Here is a 25,574-nt window from a genome sequence, read left to right on the forward strand (position 1 = left end):
AAGAATTAAAGCCCACATGGGAAAGGTGAGAAAATGACAGCAATATCCTCAACCAAAGAGTCCCTTCGTTCTGATGCCAAGGATCTGAATCTGATTCGACTGACATGGCCTATTTTCCTGGAACTCTTCTTATTTATGTTGATGGGGAGCGTGGATACGCTCATGCTCAGCTCAGTGTCCGATAATGCGGTCTCCGGCGTTGGAGCAGCCAATCAGATTATTTCTATCGCTATCCTTGTATTGGAAGTCATTGGACATGGTGCTGCGATTGTAGTCGCACAATATATCGGATCCAAAAAGTTAAGTGAAGCAGCACAAGTTACGGGTAATGCGATCACACTGAATCTTATCGTAGGTCTGGTCCTGAGCGGAATCTTCCTTCTGTTCGGAGGACATTTGTTATCACTCCTGAACATTCAAGGCGAAATTTATGATTTTGCCCGTTCGTATATAAATATCGTTGGTGGCGGGATCTTCCTCCAGGCGCTCATTAATGCGCTGGCTGCGACGATTCGTACACATGGTTACACCAAAGAAACGATGTATGTTGCTGTATTCATGAACGTGATTCACGTTGTTGGTAACTATGCATTGATCTTTGGACACTTCGGCCTGCCGAAGCTTGGGGTGGAAGGGGCAGCGATCTCCACGGTGGGAAGCCGGTTTATCTGCCTGCTGATCTTCTTCTGGTTGTTGTATCGTGTGAGCGAGGTACGGGTGGATTTCGAATACTACATCAAGTTGTCCAAACATTTTATTGGCAAAATTCTGCGGATTGGCATTCCGTCTGCGATGGAATCCATGGTATATCATTCCTGCCAGCTCGTGTTCACGCTGTATGTGACCTATCTGGGCGCAGAAGCTATGGCAACCAAACAGTATGCAGGTAATATCTCCAGCTATATCTACTTGTTCAGCATGGCGATTGGTATGGGGACATCGATCATTGTAGGCCGGCTTGTGGGTGCGCGGCGCAAAGACGATGCGTACAAACGTGTTTTTGACAGTGTAAAATGGGCCCTTCTGGCCACGGTTATCATTGATGTAATCATTATTCTGTTCCGTGTGCCGTTGATGAGCATATTTACGGATAATCCGGAAATTATCAAGCTGGGTGCTCAAGTGATTCTACTCAGTCTTTTGCTCGAAACGGGGCGTACTTGCAATATTGTGATCATTGGTTCACTGCGTGCGGCAGGGGATGCAAAGTTCCCGGTATACATGGGTCTGATTTCCATGGTTTGCATGAGTCTGCCACTGGGATACCTGCTCATATTCAAGCTTCATCTGGGGCTCGCGGGTGTGTGGCTTGCCATTGCGGCGGATGAGTGGACCCGCGCGGTCATTATGTACTTCCGCTGGAAGAGTAGAGCTTGGGAGAAACATGAACTGGTGGAGCATGATGACGAAGAGGTTGGTACACAGCCGGTACCGGCTGTCTGACGAAGAATGTTGTGCAAAGATATAAATGAACCTGTTGTAGATCAATGAAGTGGCTCTAGAGTAGCCACAGGGCAGCAGTTTCCCAGAAGAGTCAATTACGGAAAGGATTCCATCCGTGATTGGCTCTTTTTGCATCTCCGGCAGAGGTAAGCAGAAATAAAGATAGCAAAAATGATCAAAACGGCGGTTACATCATTCACGTATAGTAAGGATATGGAAGGGGGCTTTACCTCAGTTGAGCCGTTATCGTGCAATGATTCAGCAAAGTTTGTTCTATATTGAGACTCATCTGCATGAGCAGATTGGACTGGAAGAAGTGGCATCCGTGGCGTTGTTGTCGCCATATCACTACCATCGAATTTTCCGTAATGAGGTGGGCATGACCGTGGTGGATTATATCCGCAATCGCCGGATGAGTCTGGCGTCCACGACCCTCCGATCGACGGATGCGGGCATTTTGGACATCGCTCTGGCATGTGGTTTTGAGAGTCAGGAAGCCTTCACCCGCGCATTCCGCAAATTATATGGCATGCCACCAGGACGTTTTCGCAAATTGTTTGATCTGAAATTATTCGAAGGAAGAACCAGAGGAGGAGAATTACAGATGAATCAGACGTCAACAATTACAGGTTGGATGTTAACGGGAAGTCACCCGCAAAATTATGAGATGGGCATTGATCCAGCCGAAGTGCATCAGGGGAAAGCATCTGGATATTTGAAGGCCGTTACGCCGATGGAGCCTAACGAGTTCGCAACAATGATGCAACAGTTCAGAGCGGATAAGTATGTGGGCAAGCGGATGAAATTATCGGGATTCGTGAAGACCGAGCGTGTGGATGCTTTTTGTGGATTATGGATGCGTGTGGATAATAACGTCCATGATGTACTCCAATTTGATAATATGCATGATCGGCCAATTACGGGTACGCAGCCATGGAATCAGTATAGTATTGTGCTTGATGTTCCGGAGGGCAGCGCGGTCATTTCATTCGGGGTTATTTTGAACGGTAAAGGAAAAGTGTGGGTCGACAGCTTCCGCTTCGAGGAGGTTGATCTGAACACACCGCTGACACATATGGAGACAGAGTACGAGATGTCGGACGAGCCGCTCAATCTGTCATTTGAGGAGTAAATCTAGAGGGGGGCCCCAAACGGCTGACTTAAACAGTAACATGAATTAGGAATCTATAGATCAAGGGCTGATCCAATCACGGGTTGGCTCTTTTTGTTACCTTTAGGGTATAAAGAAAGTAGACCCAAGTCCAAGCTGAGAGAATGCAAGCTTTTCATACAAATTGCAAACTCATCCATAGCTAATTAGCACGGACCTTGCTAACATAGACCCATAAACTAACTCATGACATAGATAAAGAGGATGAATCCCATGAATAAAAAAGTGCTCGTGGTAGATGACGAATCAAGTATCGTCAGTGCCATTGCTTACGCGCTGCGGCGCGAAGGATATGAAGTAGAGACTGCGAGTGATGGCGAAGAGGCCTTGGTCAAGGTCGCATCGTTTCACCCACAGGTCATGATTCTGGACGTGATGATGCCCAGGCTTGATGGATACGGCGTATGCCGCAGGCTGGAGGACCGCGAGGATATCGGCATTATTTTGCTGACTGTCAAAAATGATATCGTGGACAAAATCGTTGGCCTGGAAATGGGTGCCGATGATTACATGACCAAACCATTCGAGATCCGTGAACTGCTCGCAAGGGTGAAAGCGCTCATGCGCCGTGTCGAGAAAAGCAGTCCACCACCTGACGATTCGAAGAATCAGGCCATCGTGAATGGCACACTGCGTATTCATGTTGCTCACCGCACAGTGACCGTGAATGAGGAAAAGCTGGATCTGACACCAAAAGAGTTCGACCTGCTGACCATTCTCATGTCCAATCCCGAGCGTGTGTACACACGAGATGATCTGCTGGATCGGGTCTGGGGCATGGAATATGCAGGTGGCACACGGACCGTGGACATTCACATTCAGCGTTTGCGCAAAAAAATCGGAGATACGGATCAGCAAAAATTGCAGACCGTATATGGGATTGGCTACAAAGCATCTGCACCTGATACAGGCGGGGTTGTATGAGAGTCAGCATCAAGCTGAAGTTCAGTGTTTTTCTGGCAGCCTTGCTTATCCTGACCGTGGTGGTGCTTAGTTCACTGGTCCTGCGCGGTATTGAACGCAATCAGCAGTCACAGATTGAAGGTATTCTATCACAGCAGACACGGCTGGTGAATCTGAATGTGCGACAGTCCTACTACACCGAGTCCGTTCATCTCGATCAGGACGTTTTTTTACAGCGAAATGGCCGCAGGCTAGCACAGGAACTGGCCAACTCTACCGGATTGCCAATAGCACTCTATAACATGACAGGTCAGCAGGTGGGAGCATCCTTCGCCTCCGGTGAGAGTGAACTCGTTCAGGAAACGTTAGACTATGCACTGCAAAATAAAATTGCCTATCATGAACAAGGGGACACCCTGCTCTACGCTGCACCATTGGACGGTCCGGATGGGCAGATGGGTGCCGTGTGGATACAGTATCCGGTCCAGAGTTACCAAGATTTTTATGCCCGTATCCTTCAACTATTTATGTGGGCAGGGATTGGAGTTGTGGCGCTGAGCTTCATTCTGGGGTATCTGTTCTACAATCGGTTTGCTGTCGCGATTACCCGGCTGAAAAAGTCTGCAGATTCCATTCGCGAAGGGAACTACATTACGGAGTCTCCTTTAAAGCGCAAGGATGAGTTGGGCGAGCTGGGGCAGGGCATCTATTATATGAGTACATCCATTCAGCAAAATATCACAGCCATGCATGCGGAGCAGCAGAAGCTGCAACTGGCGATTGAGAAACTTCAGGCGCTGGAAAAGCAGCAGAAACAATATATCGGTAACATCAGCCATGAGTTCAAGACACCGCTGACATCGATCAAAGCTTATGTGGACCTATTGGACATGTATAAGGACGATCCGCAACTTCTGGATGATGCCACGAGTAACATTGGCAAAGAAACGGAGCGGCTGTACGAGATGGTGGAGAAAGTACTCCATTTATCTGCTCTGGAGAAGTATGACTTCGAGAACCAGGCCGAAGATGTAGAGGTCAGTGCTCTACTGGAGGATGCCTGTGGCCGGATGCGTGGGAAAGCGGAGAAGTTTGCGCTGAACATGGAACTGGATCTTGAACCGGCGGTGATCCGTAGCGACCGGGAGAGTCTTATGCATATTTTCATCAACATGCTGGATAATGCCATCAAATATAACGTTCCGGATGGTGTGATCCGGGTGAAGAGCGAACTACGGATGCAGGAGCGTCAAGCGATCATTCGCATCTACAACTCGGGTACGTCGATTCCGGCAGAGGCGCGGGAGAAGATTTTTGAACCCTTTTACACCGTGAACAAAGACAGAGCCAGAAAAACCGGCGGAACCGGACTGGGACTATCTCTCGTGAAGCAGTTTGTTGAAAAACAGGGCGGTACAATTACCCTGCTGCCGGGTGATCCAGAAGATGGGGAAGGTGTGACATTCCAGCTCATGTTCCCTTTGGTTGATTCAAGTTTACAAGTTCGAAACAAGTCTGAATAACTTTGGAAGTATGCGATGTGTATGCTTGGTCTATAGCAAGAGAAACCAGGGGGGACCATCATGAATTGGAAACAAGCAGCTTTGGGCACGTTTGGAGCCATTGCCCTGTTAACGACAGCGGCATGCGGAGGAACAACGGAGCCGGGGGGCAACGCACAAGGTGGGAAAACGGGCACGGATATTACGGTAAAAGATAATACCAACACGTCCGTGTACCAGAGCTTCAAGCTGGAGAAAATTGATAAGCTGCCGAATATGCGCGGGATTACATGGCTTAGTGACGATTGGATTGTATCCGATAAGGAGAACAAATCCTTGAAACCCGTCACGGTTGAAGGCCAGGAAAGATACCCGCATAACTTATATATGTATGATCTGACGAAAGGCAAAGACACGCCACTCAAGGAAAGTGAAGCCAGTCTGGGTGCACCGCTAGTGTCACCGGATGGTCAGTACCTATTCTACCGGGAGCCGGAGGAGAATACGGGCAAAGGTTACTTCCTGAACCTGCATAACGGGGAGACAACCCCTGCTGGTAAGGAGGATGGATTTATCCAAGAGGGCGCATGGCTGGATAATGAACATGTCGTTTTCCCTAATATGAAGGGTGATCTGATCTCGGCAAGTGTGGACGGTACAACAAAGGTACTGGTGGAAACAGGTAATTTCAATGTACGGAGTATCAAGGTGTCAGGCGATATGCTCTATTATATTACGGGCGAAGATGGCCAGTTGAATGCATACGATGCGAAGACGGGTGACGTGAAACAGGTACTGAAAAGTGTGGAGTGGGTCATCCCTTCTAATGATGGAACAAGACTTGCGATTGTGAAAAGAACAGCGGATACCAAACGGGCGCTGGTGCTCACCGATCTGGAAGGCAATGAGAAGGCCACGCTCGCCAGAGGCACGCAAATCTTTGGCACAAGCTGGTCGGGTGATGATACCAAGATTGCATACACCATTAATTCCGAGAATGATAATGAGAAAGGGCTGTTTGTCTCCAATACGGAGTCGGCAGAACAGTTCCAGATCTCGGCGGATATGGACAACGCTTCTGACCCACTCGCCTGGAGTCCGAAAGGCAATAAAATCCTGTTATCGCAGGCGGTATTGGAGAATGAATCGTATCACTTTGTAACCTCGGTCATTACGATCTCAGAATAGGATGATTGTTGCAGACAGATATGTTCCATATCTTTCATCCCTTTCTATACATTTATATTGACTAAGCTGTTCCGCTTCCGATAAACTAGAATGCAGGAATAAAAGTCGAATGTAAGGCAGCAGTTCGAGACGATGTTTCGGGCGGCTGTTTATTTTCTTTTTAACAGTAAGGGTGCAACGTAGTCGTCTTGCCGGATGATCCGGCTAATAACAACATGGAATAGGAACAGGTGATATACATGTGTAACAGCGCGTACCGCGTGCTTTTATATTATAAGTTCGTGAAGATTGAAGACCCTGAGACGTTTACACAAGAGCATCTGCAATACTGTAAGGACCTTGGTGTGAAAGGCCGTATTCTGATCGCATCCGAAGGCATTAACGGTACGGTATCCGGAACGCCAGAACAGACGGAACAGTACATGAAAGATATGCTGGCTAATCCGCTGTTCAGCGACATGGTGTTCAAGATTGATGATGTGGAAGAGCATGCGTTCAAAAAAATCTTTGTTCGTCACAAAGCAGAGCTGGTTACGTTCCGCGTGGACGAAGACCTTGATCCAAATGTGATTAGCGGCAAACGCCTCTCACCGAAAGAGTTCCATGAACATCTGCAACGTGATGATGTCATCGTTATCGATGGTCGCAATGATTATGAATACGAAATTGGTCACTTCCGCGGGGCCATTCGTCCAGATGTCGAGTCGTTCCGTGAGTTTCCGGAGTGGATTCGGGAGAACCTGGGTGACATGAAGGACAAAACAATTATTACTTATTGCACTGGCGGCATTCGCTGCGAGAAGCTGACTGGGTTCATGATCAATGAAGGATTCCAGGACGTGGCTCAATTGGACGGCGGTATTGTCACGTACGGTAAAGATCCGGAAGTACAAGGCCATCTGTTCGATGGCAAGTGTTACGTATTTGACGAGCGAATCTCTGTACCGATTAACCGGACAGACGAGGATATTGTCATTGCCAGCTGTTATCACTGTGGAACGACACATGACCGATATATTAATTGTCCAACCTGCAACCTGCAGCATGTAAGCTGTGAGGATTGCGAAGAGACGCATAACCGCTTTTGCTCGGATGCCTGCCGGGAGGCAGCACCGGTACACGCATAAGCAGGAGAGCAGGTGCTGATCGTGAAGCGCGAAGAGGAACGAACGACGCGTGAACGGATTTTGTTCATGCTGAAGCAGCAAGGCACATTGACCGCGAGGGAAATGACAGCTGATCTGGGCCTGACCGGCATGGCCATTCGCCGTCATCTGACGGCACTGGAGCAGGACGGATGGATTGAGGTTAGGGAGGCCCGGGCTACGGCCGGACGCCCGTCCTCGGTGTACCAATTGACGGTACGCGGGGACAGCTTTTTTCCAAAATCATATTCCTCCCTTACGCTGGAACTGCTTGAAGAATTGTCTGATTCAGCCGGGAGCGGTGTGGTAGATGCATTGTTCGAGAGTCGCCGGGACAAACTGCTTCGCAGCGGATTGCCACAGATGGAGGGCCAGGATCTGGCCGGACGGGTGGAGGAACTCGCGCGAATCCAGAATACCAACGGATATATGGCGGATGCGTCCAGAGAAGACGATGGAACCTACGTCATTACGGAAATGAACTGCCCGATTGTGCAAGTCGCGAGTGTCTACAAGCAGGCTTGCCGCTGTGAGTTGGAACTGTTTCGCTCGCTACTTCAAGCTGAGGTAGAGCGTACCGAATGTTACGCCGATGGCGGCAAAAGGTGCAAGTATGAGATTCGCGAAGCGTCGGGGAATTAACTGGTTTGTACAAAGAGATTGTTTCGATTCGTCGAAATAGTCTCTTTTTCTGGTAATGAATTACGTATAAACGCTATTTACGTATGGCGATGCGTGTTATAATGGAGCTAACATCCAGTGCATGTTCGCATCCTTATATCTGCTGATACTTCAGCAGATATATCCTGTCCATTTTGCGCGTAGGAGTGAATAATAATGACAGAGTTGCTTGATCCCAAGAACGATTATGTGTTCAAACGAATCTTTGGAAGTGAAGAGAATAAGGATGTTCTTTTGGCTTTTCTGAATCATACCTTCAAAAATGCAGGTGAATCTTTACTGACCGAGATTGTGTTAATCAACCCTTATCTGGACAAGGATACACCGAGAGATAAACAGTCCATACTGGACATACGGGCCAAAACAGATCAAGGTGAGCTAATTAATGTTGAAATGCAGTTGTTTAATCAGTATGATTTAGAGAAGAGGACTTTGTTCTATTGGGGTAAACAATATTCCGGACAATTACTTGAAGGACAGAGATATAGTCAACTCAAAAAATGCGTAGCGATCAACATTGTTAATTTCAAAATGCTCGCTAATGATCAGTACCACAACGTATTTCATTTAAGAGAAGACCAAACTGATATTCCGTTGACGGATGTTATAGAGATTCATTTTATGGAAATACCAAAGCTCAATGATGAAAATATTCAAATAAAGGATGGATTGGTACGTTGGCTGTTATTTCTGAAAGGAATGACTAAATCAAGCTGGGAGGCGTTAATGATGCACGAACCCGAACCGGCTTTGAAAAAAGCCATGAGTGTATTGGAGTTTCTGAGCCAGGATGAGCAAGCACGTCAACGATATATCGACCGTCAGAAATTTCTATGGGACGAAGCTTCCATGATTGAGGGCGCACGAGAAGAGGGTCTCAAGAAAGGCATGGAGGAAGGAATTCAAAAAGGAATCGAAGAAGGGATCAAAGAAGGGATCAAAGAAGGTGAAGCTGAGAGCAAGCGAAAAATCGCAATGAATATGCTCACTTTAGGTCTTGATCAGGCTACAATTATTAAGGCTACCGGACTAACTTCATCTGAATTAGAGGAACTGCAAAAAGAAAAGGAATAAGCACTCTGGAGCTATCCTTTGATTGATATAAGGCGACCATACCCAAAGTACATTGGGAGGGATGCCTCTTTTTTTTTGAAAATTTTAAATATGAAAAATCTCATGATGAAGCACAATACTTGTCTGGAGCGGAGAAAGCTGCCGTGATTGCCCAGTTATCAATTACCCATGAAGCAGCAACTATGTCACGGTAATCCCAACCCGGGTAACATACTCCTTCGAGAGCATGATACCTTTATTCCAGCATTCGCATCTTTATGGAGGAGTATGAGAAGTTGTCCGGTATTGGCTATGCAGATATCGAACCTTGGATTGCGCCTGTTGTAGCACGAAAATTGATCGCGGATGCCATATCGGAAGCGGAGAAAACAATACTTGTGGACGAGATTAGAAGAAGACTTCATACTCCACTTTCATGAGTAGGACCTTATTTTGTTTTACCCATGGCGACCATCTACAGAACAATGTGGGTGGTTTTTATGTTTTATGTAATGTTTTCTATCACAACCATACGATGAAAGTAAATTGGAAGCGGTTCAACCATTGACGGATATCGGGACGCCCCTTAATATTAGGGGAACAATAAAACACCAACACGGGTCATGGACTTCAGTCGCATGAGAAAAGTCTATATTTGTCTGCTTTTGTCGATCAAAGCAACAATGCGTTGAAGCGTTTGTTTTGTCCCGCCCTATCGTGTCAATGGAATCTCGATAAGGGTAACCACATTTTATAAGATGGAGAGGGGTTCTCACACATGAAAAAGAAATTTTGGATGTCACTGATGATGGTTGCTTCAATGATCGTTGCAGCAGGTTGCGGAAATAACAGCGGTACAGGCTCGGAATCCGAAGGATCAGGGACTACAACAGGTGGAGGCAGCGAGGAAAAATCATACCAGATTGCCATCTCGCAGATTGTTGAACATCCATCCCTGGATGCTACACGTGAAGGTTTCATCGCGGCCCTGAAGGATGCGGGTATTGAAGAGAACAAGAACCTCAAAATCGATTACAATAATGCGCAAGGTGATTCGACGAACAACCTGTCCATTGCACAGAAAATCTCGGGTGATTCCAAAAATGATCTCGTACTCGGCATCGCAACACCATCTGCGCTGGCTCTGGCTCAACAAGTGAAGGACAAGCCATTGTTGTTCGCAGCAGTAACAGACCCACTGGGTGCCAAACTGGTGACCGATATGGACAAGCCGGGCGGTAATGTTACAGGTGCATCGGATACGAATCCGGAGGCTATCGTACAATTGGCTGACTTTATCGCCAAAAATCTGCCGGATGTGAAAACGGTAGGCTTGGTCATTAACGAAGGCGAACCAAATGCGGTGGTTATGGCAGATAACGCTGAAAAAGCGCTGGCAACACATAATATCAAGCTGGTGAAAGCACCAGTTACGAATACATCTGAAGTAAAACAGGCAACGGACTCTCTGGTTGGCAAAGTAGATGCCTTCTACATTACACTTGATAATTCTGTCGTGAGTGCGGTTGATACGATCATCCAAACGGCAAACAGTAATAAAATTCCGTTCTTCTCCAGTGATCGGGATACCGTTGAAAAAGGAGCTTTCGCAACCGTTGGCTTCAAATATTATGACCATGGTTATCAGGTGGGTGAGATGGCTGCGGACATTCTGAAAAATGGTACAAAACCTGGTGATATGAAAGTCACCGTTCCGGACAAACTGGATCTGATCCTGAACCTGAAAGCGGCTGAAGCCCAAGGTATCACGGTTACGGATGAGATGAAAGCGGAAGTTAAAGACCAGGAAAACAACATTATTCAATAGAATCAATTCATAATACCTTTAGTTACTTCAATCAAGGGTAGATATAGATCAAAACGATTCAATTTGTCTATATCTAGTTACAGAAACAATAATTTAATGAATTATGAGATTGATTCAATAATCTGACCGGAGTGTAATCCGACAGTATGGATGCGAGGCGGACGTGCAACGGGTTCGCCTCATTCTTTTCGATAGACAGGGAGGAAGTAGTGTGAGTATAAGCTGGAATTCAATTGAAGGGGCGATCGAGCTGGGGCTTTTATATGCACTGATGGCACTTGGTGTATATATTACGTTCCGCGTACTCGATTTTCCTGACCTTACCGTAGACGGAAGTTTTACAACAGGAGGCGCAATCGCGGCGGTTATGATCTCCAATGACTTCTCTCCTTGGCTCGCCTGTTTGGCGGCAATGGCTGGCGGCATGGTGGCTGGGGCTTGTACAGGTCTGCTTCATACCAAAGGAAAAATCAACGGATTATTATCCGGGATTTTGATGATGATCGCGCTCTACTCCATTAATATGCGTATCCTTGGTGCACCGAATAAATCCATTATGGGTATGGATAATCCATTCTCAGGTGAGCATGTCATGGTGCTAATTATCATCGTTGTGCTGGTGTTTAAAATCATGCTCGATCTGTTCATGAAAACAGATGTTGGACTGGCCCTTCGTGCGACAGGTGATAACAAACGCATGATTCGCAGCTTTGGTGCAAACACGGATGTGACTACGATTGTAGGAGTCAGCTTATCCAATGGGTTGGTTGCCCTGTCTGGTGCATTCATTGCACAGCAATCAGGCTTTGCGGACATTACGATGGGCATTGGCATGATCGTTATCGGACTGGCTTCCGTGATTATCGGTGAAGCTATTCTTGGAGCAAGAACGGTATTCTGGGCTACACTTGCAGCGATCGTTGGTTCAATCATTTATCGGATTGTGGTCGCGCTTGCCCTTCAAGTGGAATGGTTTGATACATCTGATCTGAAGTTGATCACCGCTGTAATTGTCATTATTGCATTGGTATTCCCTACTATGCAGCGCTCCATGAAGCAGCGTAGTCTAGCTCGCAAACGAACGGAAGAGTTGATGCGATCCGGTGGTCAACAGGCGAAGGGAGGTATGTGATCATGCTGGAGATTACGCAAGTAACCAAGCTGTTCAATCCAGGCACAACGGACGAGAAGACCGCGCTGGTTGGTGTGAATCTGACGATGAATCCGGGAGACTTTGTGACGGTGATTGGCAGTAACGGAGCGGGTAAATCCACGCTGATGAACATCATTTCGGGTGTGATGAAGCCGGATATGGGTGATGTGCTGATCAATGACCGCTCCATTAAAAACCTGCCGGAGCATAAACGCAGTAGCTGGATTGGTCGGGTGTTTCAGGACCCAATGGCAGGAACAGCACCACATATGTCCATTGAAGAAAATATGGCGATGGCATATAAACGTGGCAAAGGACGCGGACTGGGCTTCGGAGTTACCCGTGCCAGACGGGAGATTTTCAACACCCAACTGGAGAAGCTGGGAATTGGACTGGAGAAGCGTCCGAATGCAAAAGTGGGTCTCTTGTCTGGCGGGGAGCGGCAGGCACTCAGCCTGTTAATGGCTACGTTTACCCAGCCACAAATTCTGCTATTGGATGAACATACGGCGGCCCTTGACCCTTCACGTGCTGAACTGATCACGGAACTAACGGAGACACTTGTGCGAGAGATGAGATTGACTACTTTGATGGTAACGCACAATATGGAGCAGGCCATTCGTCTGGGTAACCGTCTGATCATGATGGACAAAGGCCGAATTATTCTGGATGTCAGCGAAGAGCGGAAGCGTACGTTGACTGTACCTGAATTGCTTGGTGAATTCGAACGGATTAGCGGCAAAAAAATGGCAGATGATCGTGTCGTGCTGGGGTAAGGCAAGGGAACACTTGTTGGAAGAACAGATATACTTACCGTAATCCACAATCTAAGCCATCTATAAATTAGACCATAAAAACCTTTTGCGTTCTCGCAAAGGGTTTTTATGGTATGTTGAACACGTTGAAGAAAGTGGAATGAATCTATACGATTTCGGATTAGCGAATTATACATAATAGGAGGAACCAGGCATGTCTTTGCAATTGGATGAAGGAACATATACGGTCACGCGGCGTACAGAGTCCATTCGCCTGCTCGCCAAGGAATTTGCACTACTGCATTTTCTGTATGAAAACAAGGAAAAAGCCTTCACTCGCAGCCAATTGCTGGATCGGGTATGGCCGCTTGAATATCCGGTTGAACGCACCGTGGACGATCATATCTATCGCCTGCGCAAGAAACTGAAGCACTGGAACGAGATCAGTCTGGATACGGTAAGGGGATACGGTTATCGGCTTGCTGTGCAAGAGAACAAGTCCGTTCTACCTCCTAGCCCTTCTGTTCAGGACCCAGAAATGCAGGATGCCATTCATAATTTACTTCGTAAATATCACGTGTTTGGGCAGGGAAACGCCATACAGACCCTGGTTCAACAGCAGGAAGCACTCGGCATTCAGATTGCCCCTTATTATCAGTTGTATATCCGTTTTATACAGGGAGATCTGGAATGGTTGATTACAACAAAGGAAATTCCCTTTGAGGAGCGACTATATTGGCTACTGATTTTCGTGCACCCCCTGATCGAGCCAGCGGATAGTATTCAGTTGTATGAACAAGCGCTGAATTCATCGGCATTATCTGTCGATCAGCTTCGCGAACTCCGCATTCTGAACATCATCGAAGTCTATGTAGAGGTGGGCCAATATCAACGTGCCAAAGAGCAACTGGAAGAAACATATCGTGTAATAGAGACAGACGAACTCAAGAATTTCAGACTGCCTGTAGCACTTGCAGCGTTATATGTGGAACTGTGGGGTGGCAGCGGTGAAGCTGTTGAGGCCCAGATGGCAGTCCTGCGGTCAGGATTGAAGGATGCACCCTATCTGCGAGAGATCGGACGTTTTCAGGTGATGGAGGGGTTATGGTTGCTTCGGCAAGGACGAGTTCGTGAAGCGGAACTTAGAATGGATGATGGCCTAGACGTATTGAAGATGTCGCTGAACGCACCGCTATATCTGAATGCTGCATATCAGATTCTCCTATTCCTGGGTCATCATCGAATTGAAGGCAGACTTCGCAGTAAGTATCGTCAAGTGTATGCAGAGATCGGCAAAAGTTACGGTGTACCCGCATATGGACCACAAATTGTAGATGAAATACGTAACTTTTTATCTCCTACCTCCCCATCCTCTGATCTTCCTCTGATATAACTCCTTTATGATTACAGCCAAGGAACATACAGACCACAATTGGCTGTAATCAAGGGAGGAAGTACATGTATGACCGTCATTTCTAATGAATCCACATCCAATGAGTCCACCGAATTAACCGCCTTATCTGCGGAATCTTCCAAAAGCTTATGGACTAATCTCCGGTTTGTCCGCATGTTTATCGCATACTCGTTGGCTACGTTTGGAGATTGGTTCGATGCACTCGCCATCCAGGTGATGGTGGCCTACCGCTGGGGCGCCGATCCACTGATCATTGCGCTGATTCCTGTATGTATGGCTGTCCCAGGCATACTGCTGGGCTCCTTTGCAGGCGCCCTGGCTGATCGACTGCACAAAGTAAAGATCATGATCTTGTGTGATGTGATCACCGTGGGATTAACCGTTGCTATTTTATTCGCACCAAGCCCGATATGGTTGCTTCCACTGCTTGTCCTGCGGGCCATGATGGGAGTTTTTCACGTTCCAGCTCAGCAGGCGTTAACCCGCCAGGTGGTGGCAGAGGAGCATCTGTTTCAGGCATCGTCTCTTAACGGCTTTGTGAGCCAGTGTTCGAAAGTGGCGGGACCACTTCTGGGTGCAGTCATTTTGGCCTTCTTTTCACCACAAATCTGTATTGTCATTAATGCCTGTACCCGCCTGTTGTCAGGCGCAGTATTATGGCCCTTGCGGCGTTTGGTGGAGAAGTCGGAGTCCGTTGAATCAGACGGAAGTGCTGCTAGTGAAAAGGATGGAACTGAATCCTTGTTCTCCCAGTGGAAGCAAGGTTGGCTTTTTATTCAGAGCAGTCGCACCGTGCTGAGCACGATTCTGTTCGGCTGTTTTGGACTCATGGCCATTCTCATGATTGATTATCAGTTTACGACCCTGTTTCGGGAGATCAAGCCGGGTAATGAATCACTGCTCGGCTGGTTGGGGTCTTCGGCAGGAGCCGGGGCAGTTGTTATCATTTTGTTGTTAAATCGCTTGCCGAGAATTGGGTATGGGTGGGGGCTGGGTGGAGGATATCTGTTCGTGGGTGCCGGAATTGCTGCGCTGGGGTGGATCGGCCCACAAACACCCGAAATTTGGGTCATTATCTGGGGCCTCTGCATCGGGCTGGGTAATGGACTCTTTATGGTAACACTGAATTATTTGCTGCAAAAAGAGACCCCTCCTGCTTATGTAGGGCGCGTCTTCGGCATTCAAAATTCACTGTCCAGTGTTGTACTGGTTGTAGCTCCACTTGCAGGTGGAGCGCTCATTCGAGTTGCTGGGCCGAGCCCCACCTTTCAATATATCGGTCTCGCTACGCTGGTAATTGGTCTTACCGGCATACTACTACAGCACATCTTGTGGGAAGGGAAGCAGCCTCTGGTGTCTGATGCAAAAAAGACTATTCCGCAGGAATTGGACTGACAGCTTTGATCCGATTCCTAACATCATTGTATCCACAGTCAGACAACTAGCCATATTGAAACTTGGGACTCTCTTAATAGCTAGCTGTTCCTACCATAAAAGAGTGAGGAGATAATCATGGTTTTACCAAAGCCGAGGGAAGCCAACTTACATGTAAATAAGATACGACAAGCATGGGGCATCGTGGAGCAACTCATACTCTAACACTGATTCAATTGCTCAACCAATACCTCCAAAAAAATACTCATGGATGCAATATACTCCCAACATGAGTAATTCTTTTGGTACAATGTATGAAGAACTATGGAACTTCGATGGTAAGACCAATGTGAAAATAACTGATGAGACATATTTTCTAGACGTTTATATCGCGAAAAAAGGAAATGCAGGATTGCCTGATGGGCTCTATGTAATAATGGAAACTGATACAGTTCCGAATTAAAACCAATCTATTGATACCAAGGAGGAATGATTATATGAATAAACGGGCAGCTGGTATTACCCTCCTTGTCATCTCTGCCATATTGTTTATTTCGAGAAATAGTACACATTTTATTGTTGCGGCAATTATGGGCCGCAAAGATAATGTTTTAGGTGAGGGTATGTTTGAGTACGCTTTGTCAGTTACTAGATCCTTTTCTTTTGTCCCAGAAATAATTGCACTATGTCTAGGAATTATTTATCTAGTATGGGCTGAAATGGACAAAAAGAAAGAAGTGCATTGAATAATAAATCATCGTTTTACTCATTCTTAGAGAGCATCCATACGGGTGCTCTTTTTGATCTTAAATGAATCGATTTTATGTCCGTGAGAATATAACACACTGCAAGCATGAATTTTTACGTGTCGCCGCCACATTAGGTGGCCATTACATTCTCGTAACTACTTAGAAGGTATAAGTGTAGATAACTTATTAAAACCGGAGTGGGAGCAATTCATTATGCTCTGTGCTGAACAATCGGTAGAGGTAACGGATTATGATAGAGTGCTTTTTTGATGGTTCGATCTTCGAAGTACAAATCCATATGCTTTTAGGGAAATAAGAAAGATAGACACTAAAGAGATTAAAACATGGCGAGAACTGGCATATGCCGGTTCTTTTTAATGTGTGTCGGCCGTTTGCTATCCTAGAATGTTATATATTGAACGAATCATACTTCCCACCAAGCAAAATAAGCAGTGGAGGCCATCAGTCCTCCAACCGAAAGTGATCCGCTGACAGAGAGATTAATGGCTTGACCCGGAGGAACCACGTAACGGCCATATTCATTGGACAGAAACGGCCCTGCTTGAAGGGGCATAGCCATCAATGGGGTCGCTCCTGAAGGTGTAGCAGCAGAGAACCGTACCGTGGCTACGCTGGTATTGCTGCTGGAAAGATTGCTGTTTACTGATGTTAGTGTGGTGGGCGATGTCAGTGTTCCATTCGCGCTCAGACTCATGGAACCACTGAAGGAAGATAATAGATTGAGTGATACCGTGATTCCGCCGGAGAGCCGTGATACGTATAGGGTTTTCCCACTCCCTGCGGGATTGGCCAATTGTACGGTGGCGATCACCGTTCCTCCCAGCAACCCCAGTGTTGTGGAATTGGTGGAACCTGCATTGTACAGATTGCCTGTATTGCCGGCATCGTTCTCCGGTGGGGCAACAATGCCGGGAGAGGTATATGTGTTGGTATTCGACGTATAGACGGGCTGGCTTAACGGGTTAAATACATTATTGTTTGGCACTGGTTACACCACCTTCTACATATAATCACACTCAGAATTCCCACCAGAACAGGTTAATGGCTGCAGTCTGATTCCCCGTACCTACGCTTATGGATAATGTTTGTCCTGGTGGAACAATAATTGAGCCGTTCAGATTGAGTAAATACATACCTGCTGTCAGCGGGATACTGGTTAGGCTCGTGAAGGCACCACCCAATGTACCTGTATTCTGCCTTGTGGAAACTACACTGGTGTTCGTGTTTCCAAGTAGTGTATTGACGGGTACAGGTGTACTCCCACCAGTCACCGTTCCACCAGAGTAGATGACCAGGGTAGCTGCTGCTGTAGTTCCCCCGGTGAGGCCGGAGATTCGCAAAGTTCTTCCGCTACCTGCTGCATTCACGACTTGTAGTAGAAGGTTCTGGTTGGAAGGAATCGAGGAATTGTTGGTCGTTAGGGCAAAAAAGCTGCCTGCAGCAGCTGCACCGCTGTCTGGTGAAGCTTCAATTCCAGGTGCCGAGAAGGTATTGGTCAGTTGAGTAAACAGAGGACCATTGGATTGGTTGAATACATTATAGTTGGTTATCTCATCCACCTCCCATAAACCAGTTCATTTTGAGAAATAATCCGTTTGAATCGCATTTCATTGTACTTGCAGTGTATGTGTAATGAAGAAGAAGGGATTGGGGACTGAACCGTATATCTGGAAATAACGGCGGTTGCCGTGCCCGTATTTCCAATCCGGGCATACGATGCGTAAGCACATTTTTTAAGGGGAAATCGAGATGAGTCGAACAGCGAAGCGAAGCAAGAAGAGAAAGAAGCAACCAACTAAATATGTCAGTCGCCGCCGCTCCCGTCTTTCCTGCCGCGCTAAATTGCTGAAACCTCCTTGTTCCCGGATCACTCGTCCCCGGTTCAAGCAGGGTGCTTCCTCACGTACGAAACTCCCTGGTGCTTTTCAATGTTTTACAGAGCATACGTATGTCGGAGCCGAAACCAGTAACAGCATGGATTCACTCCCGGCACAAGACACCTCATCACTCAGCATGTATACCTATGGCGTTGTGAATCGGGGGAAACATCCGGCTCTTGTACAGATCCAGATCAGCCCCAATGCCGTGGATTATGCTGTGGACAGCCAGGAGGTGGTCGCGGGAGGACAGACCAAAGCGCTGGTACCCTTGCGTTTTTTGCATTATACCCGGCTTGCCATTCGATCCGTTGAACCGAATCAGCCGACCCGGCTCGATGTTTACTTTCAGGCACAGCGTATGCCGTAAGGGAGTATGATCTCACAGATTTGACCAGGGAGGAGGACGAGACACATGCCTAACTTTACAACGTTTAATACGAATCCGGATAATCTGAGAACGTTGATTTTTGGTCAGGATAGTACAGGCACAGCCCAGCCTGTCAGAACGGATACGAGCGGGAACGTGGTTGGTATTATTTTGGACGGAACCATCAGTAACATCTCAGGTCTGACCACGGTTACAATTAACGCCGGAACCATTACCAACATTCTGAACGGAACGATTACGAGTGTACTTGGAGCGACGATCACGGCAGGTACGATCAACAGTGTGCTTGGAGCTACAGTGACCGCAGGTACGTTGACGAACTTGTTGAATGGTACGATTACCAGTGTATTGGGAGCAACGATCACAGCCGGAACCATTACAAGTGTACTCGGGGCAACCGTAACAGCAGGAACACTCACGAACTTGCTTGATGGTACACTTACCAGCGTGCTCGGAGCCACGGTGACTGCAGGGACACTGACGAACTTGCTGAATGGTACGATCACCAGTGTATTGGGAGCGACGATCACAGCCGGAACCATCACCAGTGTGCTTGGGGCCACAGTGACCGCAGGGACACTGACGAACTTATTAAACGGAACCATCACCAGTGTGCTCGGAGCAACAGTAACAGCGGGAACTTTAACGAACTTGCTGAATGGTACGATTACGAGTGTGCTTGGAGCAACAATCACTGCAGGTACGCTGACCAATCTGCTGAACGGAACGATTACAAGCGTACTTGGAGCAACGATTACAGCAGGAACACTGACGAACTTGTTAAACGGAACGATCACCAGCGTGCTCGGCGCTACGATTACGGCAGGGACACTCAGCAGTGTGACGTCCATTTCACAGAAGAGTTTTCAGGAGTCGCAGCTCATTAGCACCCCGACGGCTAACACCTTTACACCGCTTCCAGCAGTGACCACTAGTGTATTTGGTACGTATTCTTTCTTTGTATACAATAGGGGACCGGGTGTAAACCGGGTAGATGCTCGCGTTGAGATCAGTGCGAACGGTTCGAACTGGTACACGGATGTGACGACGGTGACGGGCATTTTGTCCGGGTCAGTGGATGTATTGGTTCCGCAGCGTTTTCTCAAATATACACGTCTATCCTACCGCTCCAGCCTAGTTGGTGCACCAAGTACGATTGATGTGTTCTTCAATGGACAAGGCACATAACCCATTCGTTTGTCATATAGGTACATGGAGTTCCTTTGGTGGACTTCATGTGCTTTTTTTGTATTGGAGGTGGTTACATTTGCAGAACCGTTTACTTGGAATCCATATGATTGTGCAAAATGGAGAACATCACCTGCCCCGCTGTCTCGACAGCTTGAAGCATATCGGCACGGAATGCTATATCACCGATACAGGCTCGTCCGACCGTACAGCCGAGATCGCCAGATCATACGGAGCAACGGTGCTGCACGCCCGTTGGGAGGATGACTTTGCACATGCGCGGAATATCAGTTTACCTCTGGCGAGCACCGAATGGGTCCTGTGTCTAGATGCCGATGAGTATGTTACGCAGGGGTTGGAAGAACTACTGAATTATTTGCCTAAAGTCCATAAAAGCATTACAAGATTGCGTATAACTATAGAGAACCGATACGGAGAAGGGGTAGAAGAGAGCGTTATCTCTCAGCCAGTGAGACTGTTCCGTGCTCATCAGGGATATCGATACAAGGGGCGTATTCATGAGCAATTGGTTCGTAATGGCCCATGCGAGCCTGTCCGGTATGAGGCTGGCGATATGGATAAGAGCGAGAACTGTATAGATGAAGAACATTTGTTGGTTGAGAATGAACCGCTTGCTCCACTATGTCTCATTCATGATGGGTATCTGGCTTCCGCGATTGCTCAGGAGCATAAGCCAAGACGTAATTTGAAGCTGATTAAGCGTGAATTACAGGATGATCCGAAACAGCCCTTTCAACTGTATAATCTGGGCGTGACCTATTGCCAGCTTGGTCAGAATGAACAGGCAATTGAAGCGTTCAGTGAATCATTACGCCTGACAGAGTTGCACGCGCCATATCGTCCTACATTGGTTAGAGATTATGGGAAAGTCCTTGTGGGATTGGAACGATATGAAGAGGCGCATTCACTTCTGGCTGTGGAAAGGCATCGTTACCCATCTTATGCTGATCTGCACCTGTTGTATGGGGAGACGTTGGAGCAGCAAGGTTTGGAGGAACGTGCATACCAATCCTATGCGCGAGCGACCGATTGCCGGGTGGCGCTGGATAGTGATGGACAGAGGAATAGCGGTAGCACGTTAGACGCGTCATATGTAACGGAAGCGGGTTCTGACCGTTACAGAGCGTATACCGCCATGGCCAGACTTGCACAGAAACGGGGCTTCCTGAATGAGTCCGCACATCTGTACGGGCTGGCTCTGGATAGTATGTCTGTGTATGCTCCGGCATGGATGGGGTTGGCAGATGTGCTGCAACAGTCCGGAGAAACGGATGAGAACATAGCAGAAACATTGCTCGCCAGATGCAGAGAGATCGGAGAGTCAGGGCATGGTGACTTGGTTCGTGGTGAATTGTCCCATCCATACGCCGTGACGAATGAGGATCATCTGGTGCATGTGATTCATGTTCTCGCAGGCTGCGGGGCATATGGGCAGTCATTGAATATGCTGGATTCCATTACGCGTAGTGCTCGTATCCATGTAGCAGATCGAATACATTGGTTGTTATGTGCGAACAGGGTTTCGGATGCCTTGCAACTGGTGGAAGAACACTGGGAAGCTGAGGGTATGAATGGGGTTAGCATACAGGCAGAACACAGAATGAATTGGGCACTGGCTTGTTGGGCCAATGGATTACGATTAACCGAGACATTCTTCGCAACTGCGTATCCAGAGGAAAAGGATGTATGGAAGGTCATTGACCGTTTGCTGCATCAGTTGCCCAAAGAGCCACGCTACATGGAACCTGAGTCAGGAGAACAGAAGCTTCTACAATGGGGTCGGCAGGCACAGCTGGTGGCAGAGAAAATTGTGCAGCAGGCCATAAAGACAGGGCAGCTTACGCTTGCTGAGCAACTGCATGAGCTGCGGGCAATCATGATGAGTGAGCATCGGGGAACATCCGTAACGGTACGGCGGGAGTTGGCAAGCCTGCTATATTGTCACGGGTACACCATGGTAGCCGCGAACATCCTGATTCAGTGCATGACCGAGAGTGAGCTGGATGCCGAAGGGTTATTCTGGCTGGGTGAAACGCTGTATACCAAAGGCCACAATGATCAAGCGCTCTCTCTGTTTGAGCAGGCTCTGGAACAGGAACCTGCTATGTGGCAGGCTCGAGTTGGAGCAGCGGTATGTTACATGCAATTGGCAATGGAGGCGATTAAGCAGGAATTGGTTCGTTCTCTGTCTTCAGGGGAACTCGCTGCACAATATACCGCATTGGAACAAAGACTGCAAACGACCGGAGGCATCCCGTGGCGTACGCTTTTCCATGCAAAGGAAAGGAGGAATCAGCTTGCAAGCGGAACGAATTTCCCTATGCATGATCGTGAAGGATGAGGAAGAGTTGCTGCCTCATTGTCTTGCCAGTGTCCAGGGAGCGGTGGACGAAATTATTGTAGTGGACACCGGTTCATCGGACCGCAGCGCGGAGATTGCGCAGCAATATGGAGCGGTGGTTGTGCGATTTGAGTGGTGCGAAGATTTTGCCGCAGCACGGAATGCTGGCCTGGAGCGCGCTTCCGGCGACTGGATTCTCTTTCTTGATGCGGACGAGGCGCTCGATAGGGCTGCGCGGGAGCAGATCAGGAGCTGGACGACGGTCAGCGGATGCGACGGATTGTTTTTAAACATTCATAACTATACAGGTACGGGTCAGCAGGGGGGCACCGTGAATCCGGTTTTGCGTCTCTTCCGTAATGCCCCGGAGCATCGGTTCGAAGGTCGAATTCATGAGCAGATTGCGGCGGCGATTTGCCGTAGGAATTCAGAGGCTGCTTTTCATGTGACGGACATGGTCATCCATCATTATGGGTATCAGACAGCAATTGTGGAGCGCAAAGATAAGGTGAACCGCAATGTCCGCCTGCTGCAACAGGCAGTGGAGGAAGAACCAGATCAGCCGTTCCATCACTATAATCTGGGTGTCGAGTATCTGCGTGTGGGGAAAGCGAAGCGGGCCTTGGAGACGTTTGGTATGGCTCGGATGGGGATTGATCCTGCGGTGACCAGTTACGCGCATTTGCTGTTCAAATATGAAGTTCGTTGTCTCCAGCATCTGAATCGCTGGCAGGAGGCATTGGATCGAATCGACGCTGCGCTTGAACTCTTTCCAGAGTACACGGATCTGATGCACCATCGCGGGGTATGTGCAGACGCATTGGGTGATGCAGATCGGGCAGAATATTCGCTCCGTGAAGCTGTTCGCATGGGACCACCTCCGCCCATATATCATACGGAAGAAGGCATCGGCACCTATCAGACGTGGCATACACTAGGGCGATTGCTGGAAGGAAGGGCGGATCTGGAGGGTGCGGTAGATGCTTACGTCGAGGCGGTGCGTGCCAAATCGAGTCTCTTACCGCCGCTCTATCGGATATTCCGGATTATGCGAGTTTCCGGGCAGGAACATCAGATTCCAGAGCTGGTGAGGGAGCGCTTTGCACTCAGTTCGGAAGGGGCTACACACAAAGTATTGGGCATTCTGGAGCAAAGTCGTTGTTATGATGCGGCTTTGCAATTGTTATCGGATATATCCTCACAACCTTCCGCAGAGATGAGGGAGCGTTTATCTGTGGCGGAGGCGATGCTCCAAATCCAACAGGGAAGATGGAATAAGGCGCGTCTGAAACTGGAACCTGTGCAGCGGAAAAAAGGGCTGCTCGCAATCTCGTCTGCCCGATGGCTCGAACGTTTGGAGTGGATTGAGGGGAAGAAAGTCAACGGAGATGATCCATTGACCTTGTGGTTGAAGCGTAGTTCGCAGGTGGGTGAAGGAACGAATGAGGAATCTGCTGTGCAGACAGGGAGAGCGGTTGGTCTGAGAGCGACAAAGAAGAAGGACATGGACTCCAGCATAGACGGAACGGTTGCAGGAAGAGAGTATGATGGCTGGCAGGCGCTTGGACTGATGATGGAAGGATGTGTACAGTCCGGGAGATGGAAAGAGCTGCATAGCCTGATTCAGATGTGTCGACAGCAATTGGCTGGAGAAGGGTTATCGGTGGAACAGAGCGTTCGAGTGGGAGAGAAGGAGAAAGAGATGGAAGGGAAAAAGGAAAACGGGAAGGTGAGTGACATTGAGTCGTTTCCTGGGGCTTCGGATTCCCTCGCAGGAACCAGTTGGCTGGTGAAAGGATTAATTAGTGCTGCGGATCATCATCTGGAGGTGTTCGCTCAGCATGCAGATGGACAGCGACACCGTTGTTGGCCTGTCGTTCAGCATATTCGGCTGGAGTTGCCGGGAGCGGACGGGTTTGAGAGCTGAGAGGGGATCAGGCAGGTCCGGGGGTTTAACTTAATTCAGCGGGTTAATGGGTGGTGATGAATTGGGCATAGGGATTAGTTTGTGTATGATTGTGAAGGATGAAGCCGGTTCACTCCAGCGGTGCTTGAATGCAGTCAGGGATGTTGTGGATGAGATCATCGTTGTAGACACAGGCTCGGTAGATGATACAACTGAAATTGCGTGTCTCCATGGGGCCGTTGTAATTCGGACGGAATGGAACGGAGATTTCAGTGAAGCCCGTAATCTGTCGCTGGCCGCTGCTACGAAACCGTGGATTCTGGTGCTTGATGCGGATGAGGTATGGGTACAGACCCCTCAGATGAAGACAGAACTCATGCGGTTGTTAGCGGCAAGTAGGGATGACGTGTGGGGATACTGGATACAGGTCACAAGTCTGCTGGGTGTGTCCGGTGAAGAGCATGTGACGGATGCGGTATGTCGTTTGTTCCGAAATGATCCCCGAATTGTTTTTCAGGGCAGAATTCATGAAGAGATTGCTTCTTCCATTATGGCACTGGCTCCGCAAGGTGTGCTTCATTCTGGACTTGAAGTCATTCATTATGGATATCTGGAGCAGGTGATTACCGCCAAAAATAAAGGCGCACGGAACATGCAGTTGATTCGCTCTGCGTTGAATCAGGAGGGAAACCAACCGGAGTTGTTATATGCTCTGGCTGCCGAATGGTTTCAGCTAGCGAAGTATGATGAAGCACTCCGGTTGTTGCAGCCGTTATTGGCACAGCTTACGCCGGAGTGTGGATATCACTCGGATCTGGTGCTGAAATCGGCTTACGCCTGGCGAGAGATTGGCAGCCCAGAACGGGCGCTTGCTGTCGTGGAAGCATGGGCGCACGTGTATGAGGATTTTCCGGATTTGTTGGAGCTTGGTGCTGTACTTGAACTGGATCAAGGGCGAGAGGACGTAGCCTTGGATTGGTTAAAACAGGCTAAATCAGCTGCTTCCACAGCCAGCAGGTATACATCAGTCTCTGGTGCTGGAACCTACCGCAGCCTGACGCTGGAAGGCATGGCATATGAGCAGGCTGGCCGCTGGGCAGAGGCAGAAGCCGCGTACATAGCGGCGCTGGGCATGCAACCCGGCAGCATGGCTGCATGGCAGCGGCTGTTGTTGCTGGCCGCAGCCACAGGGCGGCCGCATGCCATTGCCAGCGTTGCCGCTCGGGTAAGCTTGCCGCCTGCGGCATGGCAAGCGTTGATCCCGGCCGCGCTGGCCGCGCATCGGCTGGAGTGGCTTCTGCGCCATGCGACGGCGCTTGCTGCCCCGCTGCGGGCACAGCCGCTGGCCGCCGGGCTTGCGCTGGCCCAGCTGGGCGAGGACGCCGCGGCTCGGGCGGCTTTGCAGCCATGGGCGGCGCATGCGCAGCACGGGCCAGAGGCGGCCCTGGCGCTGTGGGCGCTGGACCACAA

General features: G+C 48.6%; 22 protein-coding genes. 20 read left to right on the top strand and 2 right to left on the bottom strand.

Annotation, left to right across the window (positions count from 1 at the left end; genetic code table 11):
• The first annotated feature begins 33 nt into the window (after positions 1-33).
• The 15 genes from ACE04G_RS04880 to ACE04G_RS04950 all read left to right on the top strand — a co-directional run bounded on the left by ACE04G_RS04880 (position 34) and on the right by ACE04G_RS04950 (position 16,356).
• Positions 34-1,443 (top strand): MATE family efflux transporter, encoded by a 1,410-nt coding sequence (locus ACE04G_RS04880; RefSeq protein WP_221819799.1) that lies wholly within the window; start codon positions 34-36, stop codon positions 1,441-1,443.
• A 253-nt stretch (positions 1,444-1,696) separates the two neighbouring features.
• Entirely contained in the window at positions 1,697-2,575 is an 879-nt protein-coding gene (locus ACE04G_RS04885) for a helix-turn-helix transcriptional regulator (protein ID WP_449003714.1), read from the top strand.
• A gap of 252 nt (positions 2,576-2,827) precedes the next feature.
• Positions 2,828-3,538 carry a response regulator transcription factor gene (locus ACE04G_RS04890; protein WP_449003702.1) on the top strand — a complete coding sequence of 237 codons (711 nt, stop codon included), beginning with the start codon at positions 2,828-2,830 and terminating at the stop codon, positions 3,536-3,538.
• Positions 3,535-5,040, top strand: a complete 1,506-nt coding sequence (locus ACE04G_RS04895; RefSeq protein WP_449003703.1) for a sensor histidine kinase — start codon at positions 3,535-3,537, stop codon at positions 5,038-5,040. Before ACE04G_RS04890 ends, ACE04G_RS04895 begins: the two co-directional genes overlap by 4 nt.
• A gap of 60 nt (positions 5,041-5,100) precedes the next feature.
• Positions 5,101-6,207 (top strand): TolB family protein, encoded by a 1,107-nt coding sequence (locus ACE04G_RS04900; protein ID WP_449003704.1) that lies wholly within the window; start codon positions 5,101-5,103, stop codon positions 6,205-6,207.
• Positions 6,208-6,446: 239 nt separating this feature from the next.
• Positions 6,447-7,334 (top strand): oxygen-dependent tRNA uridine(34) hydroxylase TrhO, encoded by an 888-nt coding sequence (gene trhO / locus ACE04G_RS04905; RefSeq protein ID WP_076216798.1) that lies wholly within the window; start codon positions 6,447-6,449, stop codon positions 7,332-7,334.
• 12 nt (positions 7,335-7,346) lie between these two features.
• The gene (locus ACE04G_RS04910; protein WP_221819786.1) at positions 7,347-7,994 is read left to right on the top strand and encodes a helix-turn-helix transcriptional regulator; all 648 of its coding nucleotides are present in this window, start codon (positions 7,347-7,349) and stop codon (positions 7,992-7,994) included.
• A 195-nt stretch (positions 7,995-8,189) separates the two neighbouring features.
• The gene (locus ACE04G_RS04915; protein WP_449003705.1) at positions 8,190-9,107 is read left to right on the top strand and encodes an Rpn family recombination-promoting nuclease/putative transposase; all 918 of its coding nucleotides are present in this window, start codon (positions 8,190-8,192) and stop codon (positions 9,105-9,107) included.
• Between the two features lie 275 nt (positions 9,108-9,382).
• Positions 9,383-9,526, top strand: a complete 144-nt coding sequence (locus ACE04G_RS04920; protein WP_486094202.1) for a hypothetical protein — start codon at positions 9,383-9,385, stop codon at positions 9,524-9,526.
• Positions 9,527-9,864: 338 nt separating this feature from the next.
• Positions 9,865-10,914, top strand: a complete 1,050-nt coding sequence (locus ACE04G_RS04925; RefSeq protein WP_221819778.1) for an ABC transporter substrate-binding protein — start codon at positions 9,865-9,867, stop codon at positions 10,912-10,914.
• Between the two features lie 271 nt (positions 10,915-11,185).
• Positions 11,186-12,046 (top strand): ABC transporter permease, encoded by an 861-nt coding sequence (locus ACE04G_RS04930; protein ID WP_397376247.1) that lies wholly within the window; start codon positions 11,186-11,188, stop codon positions 12,044-12,046.
• Positions 12,047-12,048: 2 nt separating this feature from the next.
• On the top strand, positions 12,049-12,843 hold the full coding sequence (locus ACE04G_RS04935; protein WP_036606660.1) for an ABC transporter ATP-binding protein: 795 nt from the start codon (positions 12,049-12,051) through the stop codon (positions 12,841-12,843).
• Positions 12,844-13,036: 193 nt separating this feature from the next.
• Positions 13,037-14,215 carry a winged helix-turn-helix domain-containing protein gene (locus ACE04G_RS04940; RefSeq protein WP_221819770.1) on the top strand — a complete coding sequence of 393 codons (1,179 nt, stop codon included), beginning with the start codon at positions 13,037-13,039 and terminating at the stop codon, positions 14,213-14,215.
• A 69-nt stretch (positions 14,216-14,284) separates the two neighbouring features.
• On the top strand, positions 14,285-15,631 hold the full coding sequence (locus ACE04G_RS04945) for an MFS transporter (RefSeq protein ID WP_449003706.1): 1,347 nt from the start codon (positions 14,285-14,287) through the stop codon (positions 15,629-15,631).
• A gap of 476 nt (positions 15,632-16,107) precedes the next feature.
• The gene (locus ACE04G_RS04950; protein ID WP_221819765.1) at positions 16,108-16,356 is read left to right on the top strand and encodes a hypothetical protein; all 249 of its coding nucleotides are present in this window, start codon (positions 16,108-16,110) and stop codon (positions 16,354-16,356) included.
• A gap of 427 nt (positions 16,357-16,783) precedes the next feature.
• Here ACE04G_RS04950 and ACE04G_RS04955 read toward each other — a convergent pair whose 3' ends face one another.
• Both ACE04G_RS04955 and ACE04G_RS04960 read right to left on the bottom strand, forming a co-directional pair.
• Positions 16,784-17,365: a hypothetical protein gene (locus tag ACE04G_RS04955; RefSeq protein ID WP_221819763.1), complete on the bottom strand. Its 582-nt coding sequence runs from the start codon at positions 17,363-17,365 to the stop codon at positions 16,784-16,786.
• 31 nt (positions 17,366-17,396) lie between these two features.
• Positions 17,397-17,939 (bottom strand): hypothetical protein, encoded by a 543-nt coding sequence (locus tag ACE04G_RS04960; RefSeq protein ID WP_221819760.1) that lies wholly within the window; start codon positions 17,937-17,939, stop codon positions 17,397-17,399.
• A gap of 190 nt (positions 17,940-18,129) precedes the next feature.
• Here ACE04G_RS04960 and ACE04G_RS04965 point away from each other — a divergent pair, with 190 nt between their 5' ends.
• The 5 genes from ACE04G_RS04965 to ACE04G_RS04985 all read left to right on the top strand — a co-directional run.
• On the top strand, positions 18,130-18,627 hold the full coding sequence (locus ACE04G_RS04965; RefSeq protein WP_221819759.1) for a DUF6385 domain-containing protein: 498 nt from the start codon (positions 18,130-18,132) through the stop codon (positions 18,625-18,627).
• 45 nt (positions 18,628-18,672) lie between these two features.
• Positions 18,673-19,836 carry a DUF6385 domain-containing protein gene (locus ACE04G_RS04970; RefSeq protein ID WP_260632658.1) on the top strand — a complete coding sequence of 388 codons (1,164 nt, stop codon included), beginning with the start codon at positions 18,673-18,675 and terminating at the stop codon, positions 19,834-19,836.
• Positions 19,837-19,915: 79 nt separating this feature from the next.
• Positions 19,916-22,198, top strand: coding sequence for a glycosyltransferase (locus tag ACE04G_RS04975; RefSeq protein ID WP_221819758.1), 2,283 nt, complete (start codon positions 19,916-19,918; stop codon positions 22,196-22,198).
• Positions 22,155-24,125: a tetratricopeptide repeat-containing glycosyltransferase family 2 protein gene (locus ACE04G_RS04980; RefSeq protein WP_449003707.1), complete on the top strand. Its 1,971-nt coding sequence runs from the start codon at positions 22,155-22,157 to the stop codon at positions 24,123-24,125. The genes ACE04G_RS04975 and ACE04G_RS04980 overlap by 44 nt, the downstream gene beginning before the upstream one ends.
• Before the next feature lie 85 nt (positions 24,126-24,210).
• Positions 24,211-25,574 (top strand): tetratricopeptide repeat-containing glycosyltransferase family 2 protein (locus ACE04G_RS04985; RefSeq protein WP_486094206.1); only part of this gene is annotated, 1,364 nt, incomplete at its 3' end.

Source organism: Paenibacillus sp. AGC31, assembly GCF_057334655.1.